The organism is Sporolactobacillus shoreicorticis (genome assembly GCF_024125445.1).
GTDB classification, from domain to species: Bacteria; Bacillota; Bacilli; order Bacillales; family Sporolactobacillaceae; genus Sporolactobacillus; species Sporolactobacillus shoreicorticis.
Genome location: NZ_JAMXWM010000025.1, coordinates 56967 through 70377 on the forward strand (window position 1 = coordinate 56967; position 13411 = coordinate 70377).

11 protein-coding genes, 8 tRNA genes and 1 other annotated feature are annotated in these 13411 nt (G+C 45.6%); all 19 genes read right to left on the reverse strand.

The genetic code is table 11. The features are described from left to right. Positions 1 to 2: 2 nt before the first annotated feature. A complete protein-coding gene (gene rlmB, locus NIE88_RS17015; RefSeq protein ID WP_253063953.1) occupies positions 3 to 740 on the reverse strand; it encodes a 23S rRNA (guanosine(2251)-2'-O)-methyltransferase RlmB in 738 nt (245 codons plus the stop codon). After that, the gene (locus NIE88_RS17020) at positions 740 to 1162 is read right to left on the reverse strand and encodes a Mini-ribonuclease 3 (RefSeq protein ID WP_253063954.1); all 423 of its coding nucleotides are present in this window, start codon (positions 1160 to 1162) and stop codon (positions 740 to 742) included. The genes rlmB and NIE88_RS17020 overlap by 1 nt, the downstream gene beginning before the upstream one ends. Further along, a complete protein-coding gene (gene cysS, locus NIE88_RS17025; protein WP_253063955.1) occupies positions 1159 to 2559 on the reverse strand; it encodes a cysteine--tRNA ligase in 1401 nt (466 codons plus the stop codon). Before cysS ends, NIE88_RS17020 begins: the two co-directional genes overlap by 4 nt. A gap of 7 nt (positions 2560 to 2566) precedes the next feature. Next, on the reverse strand, positions 2567 to 3223 hold the full coding sequence (gene cysE / locus NIE88_RS17030; protein ID WP_253063956.1) for a serine O-acetyltransferase: 657 nt from the start codon (positions 3221 to 3223) through the stop codon (positions 2567 to 2569). A gap of 117 nt (positions 3224 to 3340) precedes the next feature. After that, positions 3341 to 3557: a binding site (T-box leader), on the reverse strand. Positions 3558 to 3620: 63 nt separating this feature from the next. Then, positions 3621 to 5102 (reverse strand): glutamate--tRNA ligase, encoded by a 1482-nt coding sequence (gene gltX, locus NIE88_RS17035; RefSeq protein WP_253063957.1) that lies wholly within the window; start codon positions 5100 to 5102, stop codon positions 3621 to 3623. A 90-nt stretch (positions 5103 to 5192) separates the two neighbouring features. Next, positions 5193 to 5684, reverse strand: a complete 492-nt coding sequence (gene ispF, locus NIE88_RS17040; protein ID WP_253063958.1) for a 2-C-methyl-D-erythritol 2,4-cyclodiphosphate synthase — start codon at positions 5682 to 5684, stop codon at positions 5193 to 5195. Continuing rightward, positions 5662 to 6375, reverse strand: a complete 714-nt coding sequence (ispD, locus tag NIE88_RS17045; RefSeq protein ID WP_253063959.1) for a 2-C-methyl-D-erythritol 4-phosphate cytidylyltransferase — start codon at positions 6373 to 6375, stop codon at positions 5662 to 5664. Before ispD ends, ispF begins: the two co-directional genes overlap by 23 nt. 51 nt (positions 6376 to 6426) lie before the next feature. Then, positions 6427 to 7527: a PIN/TRAM domain-containing protein gene (locus tag NIE88_RS17050; protein ID WP_253063960.1), complete on the reverse strand. Its 1101-nt coding sequence runs from the start codon at positions 7525 to 7527 to the stop codon at positions 6427 to 6429. 115 nt (positions 7528 to 7642) lie between these two features. After that, positions 7643 to 9049 carry a DNA repair protein RadA gene (radA, locus tag NIE88_RS17055; RefSeq protein ID WP_253063961.1) on the reverse strand — a complete coding sequence of 469 codons (1407 nt, stop codon included), beginning with the start codon at positions 9047 to 9049 and terminating at the stop codon, positions 7643 to 7645. Between the two features lie 116 nt (positions 9050 to 9165). Continuing rightward, positions 9166 to 11616: an ATP-dependent protease ATP-binding subunit ClpC gene (gene clpC, locus NIE88_RS17060; protein ID WP_253063962.1), complete on the reverse strand. Its 2451-nt coding sequence runs from the start codon at positions 11614 to 11616 to the stop codon at positions 9166 to 9168. Positions 11617 to 11980: 364 nt separating this feature from the next. After that, positions 11981 to 12439 (reverse strand): CtsR family transcriptional regulator, encoded by a 459-nt coding sequence (locus tag NIE88_RS17065; protein ID WP_253063963.1) that lies wholly within the window; start codon positions 12437 to 12439, stop codon positions 11981 to 11983. Between the two features lie 211 nt (positions 12440 to 12650). Then, positions 12651 to 12723: transfer RNA gene (locus NIE88_RS17070), tRNA-Ala, on the reverse strand. Positions 12724 to 12814: 91 nt separating this feature from the next. Then, positions 12815 to 12888, reverse strand: a tRNA-Pro gene (locus NIE88_RS17075). Positions 12889 to 12892: 4 nt separating this feature from the next. After that, positions 12893 to 12969 (reverse strand) — tRNA-Arg (locus NIE88_RS17080). Between the two features lie 13 nt (positions 12970 to 12982). Next, a tRNA-Leu gene (locus NIE88_RS17085) sits at positions 12983 to 13071 on the reverse strand. A 10-nt stretch (positions 13072 to 13081) separates the two neighbouring features. Next, positions 13082 to 13156 (reverse strand) — tRNA-Gly (locus NIE88_RS17090). A gap of 14 nt (positions 13157 to 13170) precedes the next feature. Beyond that, positions 13171 to 13245, reverse strand: a tRNA-Lys gene (locus tag NIE88_RS17095). A gap of 9 nt (positions 13246 to 13254) precedes the next feature. Then, positions 13255 to 13327 (reverse strand) — tRNA-Thr (locus tag NIE88_RS17100). Positions 13328 to 13334: 7 nt separating this feature from the next. Next, a tRNA-Val gene (locus tag NIE88_RS17105) sits at positions 13335 to 13407 on the reverse strand. Positions 13408 to 13411: the final 4 nt, after the last annotated feature.

Here is a 13411-nt window from a genome sequence, read left to right on the forward strand (position 1 = left end):
CATCACCCTTGCTTTTCGCGGCGCCGAAGCACCTCATACATCAATAGACTTGCGGCGACTGAAGCATTTAAAGAGGTCACCTTGCCGCGCATCGGTAAACGGATCAGAAAATCACATTTCTTTCGAACAAGTTGGGACATGCCCACCCCTTCATTGCCGATGACAAGGCAGATCGGGATCGAAAAATCAGCAGAACGATAATCTTCGCTGCCGTTTGCTGCCGTTCCTGCAAACCAGATCCCTTTTTTCTTCAAAATTTCCATAGATCTGGCAAGATTAGCGACCCGCACAACCGGCACATATTCAATTGCACCGGTAGACGCTTTGGCGACAACCGATGTCAAGCCGACCGAATGGCGCTTCGGAATAATGATGCCATGGCAGCCTGCAGCATCTGCAGTTCTTAAAACAGATCCTAAATTATGCGGATCTTCGACATTATCCAGCATTATAAAAAACGGCTGCTCACCGCGACTTTCTGCAAGGGCGAAAAGATCGTCCAATTCTGCATAGCGGTATGCCGCTATCGAAGCGACGACACCTTGGTGCTGAGCTGACTTTGACAGTTGATCCAGCTTCTGCTTTGGCACAAACTGAAAGGCGATGCCGTTAGATTTAATTAAATCAAGCAGCTCGCTCAGACCCTTCCCCTCATTGTTCAGCCAAACCTTATTTATATCTCTTCCCGATCGAATCGCTTCTGAAACAGGATGTCGTCCGATGATCCATTCATCATTCATTAGTGACCGCTCCCTTCGACCGGTTGATTCACAAACATTTTCTCCATGATTTCGTCAATTCGCGCTTCTTTTCCAAGGAAAAACAAGGTCCCGATTAATGCCTCAAAACCAGTGCTGAAATTATACGTCTGAACATCCGTGTTCCTTGGAACCGAATGGGATTTTGCATTGCGTCCCCGTCTGACTACTGCCAATTCTTCCTCCGTGAGGAATCCTTCGTCCATCAGCTCATGCAAAAACTTGGATTGTGATTTCGCGGAGACATAGTCTACGGCCAAAACATGAAGTGCATGGGGTTTTGACACTCCGGACTTGGCAATAATCTCCTGCCGAACATAGACTTCGATCACGGCGTCGCCCATATAGGCCAGCGCCAGGCTGTTAAGCAGATTTGGGTCGGTTTTTATCCCATTCATTCTCATTCATGTCCTCTTTTCCAGCGTACGCCCTGAGGAGTGTCTTCCAAGATGATTCCTGCTTCTTTTAATTGGTCACGGATGCTGTCGGCAACAGCAAAATCACGTTGCTTTCTAGCCTCTTCACGTTTTTGAATCAAAGCTTCAACCTCATTGTCTAATATACTTTCCGACTCGTCCTCAAGTTTCAAACCCAGAACTGCGGATAATTCGGTCAGTGCCTGGAAATACGCGCCCAGATCGCTTTCCGAAACATGATCATTTTGAAGGGCAATATTCGCATCCCGCACGATATCAAAAAGAACGGCAATCGCATTGGCCGTATTGAAGTCGTCATCCATGGCTTCAATAAATGGTTTTCGATAATTTTCGACAAATGCCTTATTAACTTCTTCTGAGTGGACAGCACGGCCTAACCGATGGCTCAAATTATAGTGCGCTGTCTTTAATCGGCCGAACGCCTGAACCGCGTCATTTAACAGTGCATCGCTAAAATTAATCGGATGGCGGTACTGGACGGATAAAATGAAAAAACGAACGACTTGCGGATCAAATTTTTTGATCAGATCATGGACAAGGATCACATTGCCAATTGATTTCGACATTTTTTCATGATTAATTTGAATGTGTCCGTTATGCAGCCAATAATTGGCCATGGTTTCATGATGAAGTGATTCGGACTGTGCAATTTCATTTTCATGGTGTGGAAAAGTCAAGTCCGTACCACCCGCATGAATATCGATGGTGTCGCCCAAATATTTTTCAACCATAGCAGAGCATTCGATGTGCCAGCCCGGCCTGCCTTCGCCCCACGGACTCGACCATTTAATTTCACCCGGCTTTGTCGCTTTCCACAGCGCAAAATCCAAAGGATCTTCTTTGTTCTCGCCAATTTCAATTCGGGCTCCTGATTTCAGATCATCAATGGACTGGTGGGAAAGCTTGCCGTAACCTTTAAATCTTCGTGTTCTGAAATACACATCACCTTCCGATTCGTACGCATAACCTGCGTCCACCAGCTTGCCGATGAATGCAATGATCTCCGGCATCGTTTCCGTCGCCCGAGGATGCACGGTTGCTGTTTTCACATTTAGTGCACCTGTGTCTTCTTTATATGCCTTAATAAATTGTTCTGCGATTTCAGGCACTGATTGATGCCGTTCCTTTGACGCATTGATCAGACGATCATCGACATCGGTAAAGTTTGACACATACTTTACTATATACCCGCGATACTCAAAATACCTGCGAACTGTGTCGAAAACGACCGCCGGACGTGCATTGCCAATATGAATATAGTTATAAACTGTTGGTCCACACACATACATTCGAACTTTATCTTTTTCTATTGGATGAAACAATTCCTTTTTTCTCGTCAGCGTATTATAAACTTTTAAAACCATCTTGATCTCACTCCTTTTCTTTTTGTGCATGCTTTAACGCTTGCAGTTCCATTTTCAATTTATCAACTTCCAGTTCTAATTGATGCATTTTTTCAGCTACCGGATCCGGAAGATCCGCGTGATCCAAATCATGATGGTGCACCTTTAATCCATTCTGCCTGACGACGCGTCCCGGAATGCCGACCACTGTCGAATTGGATGGAACATCATGTAGAACGACCGATCCCGCCCCGATTTTAGAATGATCACCGATCGTTATCGACCCCAGCACCTTTGCACCTGCTGAAATAAGCACATCATTTCCTACCGTCGGATGTCTTTTCCCCTTTTCTTTGCCGGTACCCCCAAGGGTAACCCCCTGAAAAAGTGTTACATCATCGCCGATCTCACAGGTCTCTCCAATAACAATGCCCATTCCGTGATCCATAAAGAAACGTCTGCCGATCCTTGCTCCCGGATGAATTTCAATTCCTGTGATAAAACGTGATAACTGTGACAAAGCGCGCGCGAGAAAGTAGCGTTTTTTCTTCCACAACCAGTGAGCGATTCGGTGCGACCAGATCGCGTGCAACCCGGAATAAGTCATAATTACTTCCCACTTGCTTCTGGCCGCAGGATCCTGATCAAACACATTGTTCAGATCTTCTGCAATAATGCCGCTCACGTGCGTTCGCCTCCCCCATCTTCATCATTAAGACGCATAAGTCTGGACCTCAATACGATCCATTCAACATGTACGTTTGATCCCCATGTACGAAAAAGGCGCCCTTGTGCCGGTTGACACAAAGACGCCTTTCAGACGCGGTTCCACTTTGTTTGAGATCATTCTCCACTCATATGCCGATAACGGGGCAGCCGTTTTCGCCTACTAATCTCCGTTCAGCGATCAACTCAGAGGGGCAATTCAGCAACTCGCTTCCCAAACGGCTTGCAGCCTAAGACCGTTTTCTCTGTAAGGGGAATCGCGAGTGCCTACTCAACCTCTTCATCGTCTTCTATCACACATTATGCGCGTTTTTTTAAATGTCTACTTAATTACTTAAAATAATTAAAGCAGCGGTTCAGACGGTCTGCTCCGTCGACAAGTAGTGCTCTAATCTTTTCAGCACAAGATCTCTTCCCAACAATTCCAAAGCTTCAGGAAGTTCAGGACCGTGAGCCGATCCCGTCGCAATCACACGAATCGGCATATATAATTTCCAGCCGCGCTGCTTCGTTTCTTTCTGTGTTACTTTTATTTTAGGGGCAATTGCTTCTGCTGTCCATTCGCTGAGTCCGCTCAGCTCGTGTTCAAACACCGTAAGGACATCGGTCACTTGCTCGCCGCTAAGAATTTTCTCCTCATCTTTCGTCAATTCAGTTTTCGCAATGTCTTTGTTAAAGAACATGTCGCATAAATTGACAATATCCGCACCGAAATGAAGCTGTTCTTGATATAAAAGCACGACGCGTGTTGCCCAATTACGTTGCTCCTCAGTCATTTCAGCCGGAATAAGACCAGCGTCAGCCATATAAGGCAGGACCATTTGCACATACTCTTCTTCAGGCATCTTCTTAATATACTGACCGTTCATCCATTCAAGCTTTGATTTATCAAACATTGCAGGCGACTTGCTCAATCGGTTGGCATCAAACAATTTAATAAATTCATCACGGGAGAAGATTTCCTCTTCTCCTTTCGGCGACCAGCCAAGCAATGTAATAAAATTAAATAACGCTTCAGGCAAAAAGCCCATCTTCTTATACTGCTCAATAAATTGAACAATACTATTGTCGCGCTTGCTCAATTTTTTATGGCTTTCATTAACGATCAAGGTCATGTGACCGAATATCGGCGGCTGCCAGCCAAATGCCCGAAACAAAAGAATTTGTTTCGGCGTATTGGAAATATGCTCCTCACCACGAAGAACATGACTCATTTTCATCAAATGATCATCGACAACAACAGCAAAATTATACGTCGGAACCCCATTCTGCTTGACGATCACAAAATCACTGACGTCATTGGACTCAAAGGTTACATGACCTTTAACGATGTCGTCAAATTCAATTTTCTGATCATCAGGGATACGGAACCGAATCGTTGGTTTTCGTCCTTCTGCTTCAAACTGCGCGATTTGTTCCGGAGTCAGATGACGGCACTTGCCTGAGTATCCGGGAGTTTGGCCGTTTGCCATCTGTTTCTCACGTTCTGCCTTCAATTCCTCAGGTGTGCAGTAGCATTTATAAGCAAGACCTTTGTCAAGCAGCTCCTGCCAATACTTCTTGTAGCTATCCAGACGCTCCATCTGACGGTATGGACCGTATTCGCCGCCAACATCGACACTCTCGTCCCATTCAAGGCCGAGCCATTTTAAATATTTCAACTGGCTCTCTTCTCCGCCTTCCACATTACGTTTCTGGTCGGTATCCTCAATACGAATAATAAATTTGCCGCCGGCATGGCGGGCAAACAAGTAATTAAAAATTGCGGTACGCGCGTTCCCGATGTGCAGAAAGCCTGTCGGACTCGGCGCATAGCGTACCCTGACTTCTTCTGTCAACACATTCACCACTTTCTGTTATTCTTATTCATTTTAGCACGTTCTCCTCCAAGGAGGGCTACAAATTGTGCGAAAAAATGAAGATTTATGTCAGTCGCTCAGGCCGGTTTCCATTTTTTCCACCAGACAAATGGCTTCTGCAGCAATACCTTCACCTCGCCCGGTAAACCCGAGTTTTTCCGTTGTCGTTGCTTTTACGTTTACTTGTCCCGTCTCTACATTCAGTGCCTCAGCAATTACACGGCACATTTCGGAAATATACGGTGCGAGCTTCGGTTTCTGGGCGATAACCACACTGTCAATATTGCTGATTTCAAAACCTTTTGAGCGGACAATACCTGCCACTTCTTCAAGCAGTTTCTTCGAATCCGCTCCTTTATAAGCTTCATCCGTATCAGGAAAATGCTTCCCTATATCCCCTTCAGCAACTGCTCCGAGCAGCGAGTCACTGATCGCATGAAGCAGCACGTCCGCGTCTGAATGTCCGGCGAGTCCAAGTTCATAGGGAATCGTTACACCACCGATAATTAAATTGCGATTTTCAGCAAACTGGTGAACGTCAAAACCATGACCGATTCTCATTGGTCATTCCTCCTTTCTCCATGAACAGCTGCGCAATGACCAAATCTTCGGGCGTTGTCAGCTTAATATTGCGATAGCTGCCTTCAACAATTCGGACCGGCAAACCCATTCGTTCAACGAGGGATACATCATCTGTACCCATAAAGTGTGCCTCTATGCTTTCCCGGTGTGCCTCACGGATCACAGACAATCGAAAAGCTTGCGGGGTCTGTGCAGCCCACAAGCTTCTTCTCTCTAATGTTTTTTCTACACGAAAACCTGCTGCTTTTTTTATTGTATCTTTAACCGGAACAGCAAGCAGCGCGGCTCCGTGCTCCGCGGCGGCTTCCGTCACTTTTGCAATATGCTTGCGTGTAATGAACGGTCTGGCACCATCGTGAATCAGGACAATCGCATCGGATGCCATTGTCAGCACACTGAGCCCTAAATAAACGCTTTCCTGTCGTTCTTTGCCGCCGTCCGCAAAAGCCCGTACTTTTGTAATATGGTAATCTTCAACCAGCATCCGAAATTGATCCTGCTCATCCTCTTGAGTAACCAGAACAATTCCACTGCATGACGGATCATTTTCAAAAACCCGCAGCGTATGGATAATCACCGGGCAGCCGTCCAGTCTGAGCAGCACTTTATTTTCTCCGGCGCCCATCCGTCTTCCTTGACCCGCAGCGAGGACAACCACTTGGTAATTCATTTAATACAGCCTCCGAACTCAGAAGGCAGCACTTATCTTAAAATAGTAAACTCAAAGCGCCTTCTCAAGCAATTTAGGCTTGGCAAAAATCATTCGGCCTGCAGATGTCTGCAACACACTGGTAATGACGACGTCAATTGTTTTGCCTATATACCTATGTCCTTCTTCTACCACAATCATTGTCCCATCGTCAAGATACCCGATCCCCTGATTTTGCTCCTTACCGTCTTTAATCACCTGAACACGAAGTTCTTCGCCCGGAAGAACAACAGGTTTTACCGCATTTGCCAAATCGTTAATGTTTAAAACAGGCACCTTTTGAAATTCGCAAACTTTATTCAAGTTAAAATCGTTGGTCACGACAATCCCGCCGATTTCCTTAGCAAGGCGCACCAGCTTGCTGTCCACTTCGGTAATATCATCATAATCGCCTTCATAAAGATCGACGTGAATCGAATGATCCTTTTGGATCTTATTCAAGATATCCAGGCCTCGACGTCCCCTGTTTCGTTTCAGAACATCGGATGAGTCAGCAATATGCTGCAGTTCTTCAAGCACGAAATGCGGAATGACCATGGTTCCTTCAAGGAATCGAGTCTGACAGATATCGGCGATTCGTCCGTCGATAATTACACTTGTGTCAAAAATTTTATATGGAATGTAATCTGTTGCCTGGGAAACTTGTGCCTCTTTTTTTCGATCCTTTGATCTGGACGGCAGTCGAAAAAGGCTGATCAGTTCATCACGCTTTTTAAAACCAACTTGGAAAAAGAAATAGCCTAAGAAAATGTAGAGAAAAATCGGCAGGATTGTGCTGAGGCCAGGAACTGGCATACGCGTGAACGGCAGCTGAATTAAAAATGCAATCGCCAACCCGAATCCAAGTCCAACCGTCCCAAACAGAACATCGGTCACTGGTGCCTTAATAATCCGATCCTCAAAGCCTTTCATAATATTTACCAATGAGTCCACAAACCAAAAGGATAAAAACGCCATAACTACGGCGCCGATCACCATACCGACAAACGGCGAACTAATCCATCCCGGAACTCCGTTTCCTAAATTTAAGAGAAGCATTACTTTTGGTATATAGACAAAACCGAGCGTACCGCCGATTAGAATAAAGAATAGCTGAATAACACGTTTTATCATTTCCAATCACCTCCTCAAAACATTATAGACAAAATGACAAAATCAAAACTCCTTTTCTGCCATTATGTTCCTTTTTTTCTATTGAACCCATTGTTTCTTTGTGAAATCTGGATTTTCAAAAATCAGAAGGGAAAAAATCCGGTTCATTCAGTTCTTTTTCAGATCCCAGCGCCATTTTAATCGCTTGGGTCAGAGACTCGACACCAATTAGCGTCACGCCTTTCGGGGACGACCATCCCTCTAAATTTTTTTGGGGGATAAAGATCCGGGTAAAACCGAGTTTAGAAGCCTCGTTCACGCGCTGCTCAATCCGAGACACACGCCGCACTTCTCCGGTCAGGCCAATTTCACCGATAAACACGTCACTCACTTTGGTGGGCTGATTGTTGAAGCTGGAAGCGATACTGATTGCGGTAGCAAGATCAACTGCAGGTTCATCCAGTTTCACGCCTCCGGCAACATTGACATAGGCATCCTGATTTTGCAACAGCAGCCCTACCCTTTTTTCCAAAACCGCCATAAGGAGCGATACACGGTGATTATCCAATCCTGCCGCCATCCGACGCGGATTTCCGAAACTTGTGGGCGTTACAAGTGCCTGAACCTCTACCAAAAGCGGCCGAGTACCTTCAATGGATGCGGTCACCGCCGAACCTGCCGCTCCTTTGGCGCGCTCCTGAAGAAAGATTTCCGACGGATTGGCAACCTCGACAAGTCCCCCCTCCTTCATTTCGAATACACCCATTTCATTCGTTGAACCAAAGCGGTTTTTAACCGCCCTAAGGATACGAAATGTATGATGACGCTCTCCCTCAAAATATAATACAGTATCTACCATATGCTCAAGTGTCCTTGGCCCTGCCAAGGCGCCGTTTTTTGTAACATGTCCGACAATAAAAACAGCAATGCCTCGCTGTTTCGCAAGACGCAGCAGGTAAGCAGTACATTCCTTAACTTGAGAGATGCTTCCCGGAGCTGAGGAAAGATCTGAATTGTAAATAGTTTGAATCGAATCAATCACCATTATTTCGGGGTGCACCTGTTCAATATGATTTTCAATTTGGCGAATGTCTGTCTCTGCAAGCACATAGAGATTCTCAGATGAAACACCTAGACGTGTCGCCCTCATTTTCGTCTGCCGAACAGATTCTTCTCCGGAAATATAGAGTATTCGGTGACCTGTGCGTGCTAGTTGATCGGAGGTCTGAAGCAGCAGAGTTGATTTGCCGATCCCCGGATCCCCTCCGACAAGGGTAAGCGAGGCAGGCACAACTCCTCCTCCGAGTACCCGATTCAGTTCGGCCATTTCAGTCTTTATTCGTGGCTCCTCTTCCAAAATGACATCCGTAAGCCGCGAAGGTTTACTTACCGGTCCGGCTGTTTGACCAAGAACGGAGGACGCAGGACGGATGGTTTCCTCCACCAATGTGTTCCAATTCTGACAACCTGGACAGCGTCCCATCCATTTCGGACTTTCATAACCGCATTCTTGGCAGATAAACACCGTTTTCACTTTTGCCATCTGATCACCTTACCAATTATAAATTCGAATACAGCCTTTCTGAATAAGAAAAAAAGCCAAGGCTTTAAAACTTTGGCTTCTTTAATCATCAATACGATTGCTTCACTGCGTGAAAATTAAGATTTCACAACGGCTTCTTCTTTTTTCTGATTCACTAAATACTCGCCGTCACTATAATCGATGACAACGTTCGTACCTTTTTTGATGTTACCCTTGAGCAGTTCTTCCGACAGTTTGTCTTCAACCCGGCGCTGCAGGGCACGGCGAAGCGGTCTGGCGCCATACTCAGGATTATAGCCTTCCTCAACAATTTGAGCCTTTGCCGCATCGGTCAATTCGATAACAATTCCTTGATTTGACAGACGATTCTTCAGCTGGTTCGCCAGCAAGGTCACGATTTGCAACAACTGTTCTTTCTTTAATTCATGGAAGACAATGATTTCATCAATTCGGTTCAGAAATTCCGGACGAAACGCCCGTTTCAATTCACTCATAACCTTTTCTTTCATCGCCTTATATTCATGGCCTTCCTCACCGAGTGAAAAACCTACATATTTGTTCTTCTTCAGCTGGCTGGCGCCAACATTAGAAGTCATAATAATTGCCGTATTACGGAAATCAACCGTTCTTCCCTTAGAATCGGTCAATCTTCCGTCATCGAGTACCTGAAGCAAGATATTAAAAACATCAGGATGCGCCTTTTCAATTTCATCGAAAAGAATAACGGAATATGGTTTTTGGCGGACTTTCTCAGTCAGCTGACCGCCTTCTTCATGGCCCACATACCCCGGAGGCGAACCGACCAAACGAGAAGTGGTATGTTTCTCCATATATTCGGACATGTCAATACGAATAATAGCTTCCTCATCGCCAAACAAGGTCTCGGCAACGGCACGAGCCAGTTCCGTTTTTCCAACACCGGTCGGTCCAAGAAAGATGAACGAACCAATCGGACGTTTCGGATCTTTCAGTCCCGCACGTGCTCTTCGAATGGCATGTGAAATGGCATCGATTGCTTCATTTTGTCCAATGACACGTTCATGAAGGATGGATTCCATGTTCAGCAGCCGTTCGCTCTCTTTTTGCTCAAGCTTGACAACCGGAACACCGGTCCAATTTGCAACAACGAGCGCAATATCATCCGGAAGAACTTCCGTATTTTCTTTACCTTGCTTTTCTTTCCATTCCTTCTTGCAAATATCGACTTGTTCTTTCAATTTTTGCTCATGGTCGCGAAGCGATGCGGCTTTTTCAAATTCTTGACTTTGCACGGCCGCATCTTTTTCTTTCTTAATGGTTTCCAGACGCTGCTCAAGCTCTTTAAGATTCGGCGGAGCCGTGTACGAACGCAGCCGGACTTTAGAAGCAGCTTCATCAATTAAATCGATCGCCTTATCTGGTAGAAAACGATCCGAAATATAACGATCCGACAGCCGGACTGCTTCAGTAATCGCCTCATCCGTGATTTTTACCCGGTGATGCGCTTCATAACGATCGCGCAGTCCCTTTAATATTTGTACGGATTGTTCTGACGTTGGCTCTTTTACTTTAATCGGTTGAAAACGTCTTTCCAAAGCCGCATCCTTTTCAATGTACTTGCGGTACTCATCGAGTGTCGTTGCACCGATGCATTGCAACTCTCCCCGTGACAGGGAAGGCTTCAGAATATTTGACGCATCAATGGCGCCCTCTGCTCCCCCTGCTCCGATCAGCGTGTGTAATTCATCGATAAAAAGAATAACGTTGCCCGCCTGACGAATTTCATCCATGACTTTCTTCAAGCGATCCTCAAACTCGCCGCGATATTTTGTTCCTGCTACGACTGTTCCCATATCCAGAGTCATGACACGTTTCTCTCTAAGAATTTCCGGAACTTCATTATTTACAATTTCCTGAGCCAAACCTTCGGCGACCGCAGTTTTACCAACACCCGGTTCACCAATCAGCACAGGATTGTTTTTTGTACGGCGGCTGAGTACCTCAATCACACGTTCGATTTCTTTGCTTCGCCCGATGACCGGGTCAAGTGATCCCTCGCTCGCCATCGCAGTCAAATCTCGTGCCAGACTGTCGAGCGTCGGCGTGCTCGCATGTGCGGAATTTCGGCTCTGAGCGTTCCCTGAGGTCGCTTCGTGACTTCCCAGCAACTGAAGAACCTGCTGACGCGCTTTATTAAGGCTTATGCCCAAGTTATTAAGTACGCGAGCGGCAACGCCTTCTCCCTCACGAATCAATCCAAGCAGAATATGTTCTGTTCCAACGTAGGAATGACCGATTTTTCGTGCTTCATCCATTGAAAGCTCGATAACGCGCTTCGCACGCGGTGTGTAATGGGGCGTCTGTACTTCCTCAGTACCGCGGCCGATCAAAGCTTCTACCTCTTTCTGAATTTTTTCAGGATCCAGATTCAAAGCAAGCAGTGCTTTAGCGGCGATACCGTCACCTTCGCGCACGAGACCGAGCAAAATATGTTCTGTTCCAATATTATTATGTCCGAGACGCATTGCTTCTTCTTGTGAAAGTGCGAGCACTTTTTGAGCACGTTCTGTAAATCGTCCAAACATCATAACGGTGGCCTCCTTTTGTTGCTGTCTGTTTTCACTGGCCTTAAGTCAATCTATGCGTCTTCAAAAAAACCTTTACCTGTACACTATTCAAACAGCAGTTTTTTTGATCTTTCTCCACCTTTATTTATTGCCCAAATTGCTCATTGCGACAACCCAGTCTATGCCATTGGTTAACTATATTCGGCACTGGAGGCTTCAAATCCTCTTTGAAAATGGTATGAAGATGTTCTCTAAACGGCATCTCGCTCAAAACTGCCGATTTCTGTCAATCTTGACTTAATGTAATATCTTATTATATCCAATCGATCCGACATTTACCAAGATGAAGACTTAACAACCATTTGTTGAAAACATATGACAAATTCTATCTGCTGTAGGTAAGTGATTGCAGCATCGCTCTTAAAAGATTCGCACGCAGTTCATCTCTTAGTGGGATATCAACATCAAGAACCGTATGACTCACAGCCATCAGCATTAATCGTGCCTCCCGATCACTGATCACATCCTCTTCAAGCAGATGAACGATAATGGATTCTGCCATACTCTGTGTCAATTTATAACCGATTAATCCAATCATTTCATCAATAAGTTCAGCATCTGTAACCGGACGGACTTTGACGACGCGGATGTATCCGCCTCCGCCGCGTTTACTTTCTACAACATAACCGCGTTCAATCGAAAAACGTGTTTTTAAGACATAGTTAATCTGCGACGGAACGCATTGAAATTTTTCCGCCAATTCGCTCCGCTTCAATTTAATGATATCGTTCGAATCAAGTATTTCTTTTATATATTTTTCAATGATATCAGAGATATTTCTCATCGGGGCACCTTCTCTCTCCCTGACTTTGACTAACTTTGACTATAATTTATTATGCACGATTTTACATAAATAATCAACCTCATTACATACTAAACACGCAAAAGCATGGGAATGCCCATTTTTATGCGAAAAAACAGGATTAATGATCTGTGCATGATCAAAAATCCTGTTTACAACCGGCCTTTACAGTCAGTTCAAAAATTCGGTTAAGTGGAGCCTAGGGGGATCGAACCCCTGACCTCCTGCGTGCAAAGCAGGCGCTCTCCCAGCTGAGCTAAGGCCCCATTTAAATTATACACATGCAACCTTATCGAAAGTCGCTGCCAAGCAATACAAAAAAACACGAGAAAATCTCATTCTTTTTGTAAGTAACAATCGGGAAGACAGGATTTGAACCTGCGACCCCCACGTCCCGAACGTGGTGCTCTACCAAGCTGAGCCACTTCCCGATAATGGTGCGCCCTAGAGAAGTCGAATCCCCAACCTTCTGATCCGTAGTCAGACGCTCTATCCAATTGAGCTAAGGGCGCATATAACTTAAAATGGTGCCGAGAGCCGGACTCGAACCGGCACGGTAGTCACCTACCGCAGGATTTTAAGTCCTGTGCGTCTGCCAATTTCGCCATCCCGGCATACATAAAATGGAGCGGAAGACGGGATTCAAACCCGCGACCCCCACCATGGCAAGGTGATGTTCTATCACTGAACTACTTCCGCAATAATTAAACAAATGGTGAGCCACGAAGGATTTGAACCTTCGACCCTCTGATTAAAAGTCAGATGCTCTACCCCTGAGCTAGTGGCTCATGTTACAGTGCCGGTCAGAGGACTTGAACCCCCAACCTACTGATTACGATTCAGTTGCTCTACCACTTGAGCTAGACCGGCATAAAAATGGAGGATATAGGGCTCGAACCTATGACCCTCTGCTTGTAAGGCAGACGCTCTCCCAGCTGAGCTAATCCTCCATAA

What these genes read in the sequence shown, in the direction of transcription:
- NIE88_RS17020 (WP_253063954.1), bottom strand. Translation starts at nt 1,162, where the DNA reads ATGAGAATGAATGGGATAAAAACCGACCCAAATCTGCTTAACAGCCTG.
- ispD (WP_253063959.1), bottom strand. Translation starts at nt 6,375, where the DNA reads ATGAATTACCAAGTGGTTGTCCTCGCTGCGGGTCAAGGAAGACGGATG.
- NIE88_RS17050 (WP_253063960.1), bottom strand. Translation starts at nt 7,527, where the DNA reads ATGATAAAACGTGTTATTCAGCTATTCTTTATTCTAATCGGCGGTACG.
- cysS (WP_253063955.1), bottom strand. Translation starts at nt 2,559, where the DNA reads ATGGTTTTAAAAGTTTATAATACGCTGACGAGAAAAAAGGAATTGTTT.
- radA (WP_253063961.1), bottom strand. Translation starts at nt 9,049, where the DNA reads ATGGCAAAAGTGAAAACGGTGTTTATCTGCCAAGAATGCGGTTATGAA.
- ispF (WP_253063958.1), bottom strand. Translation starts at nt 5,684, where the DNA reads ATGAGAATCGGTCATGGTTTTGACGTTCACCAGTTTGCTGAAAATCGC.
- rlmB (WP_253063953.1), bottom strand. Translation starts at nt 740, where the DNA reads ATGAATGATGAATGGATCATCGGACGACATCCTGTTTCAGAAGCGATT.
- clpC (WP_253063962.1), bottom strand. Translation starts at nt 11,616, where the DNA reads ATGATGTTTGGACGATTTACAGAACGTGCTCAAAAAGTGCTCGCACTT.
- NIE88_RS17065 (WP_253063963.1), bottom strand. Translation starts at nt 12,439, where the DNA reads ATGAGAAATATCTCTGATATCATTGAAAAATATATAAAAGAAATACTT.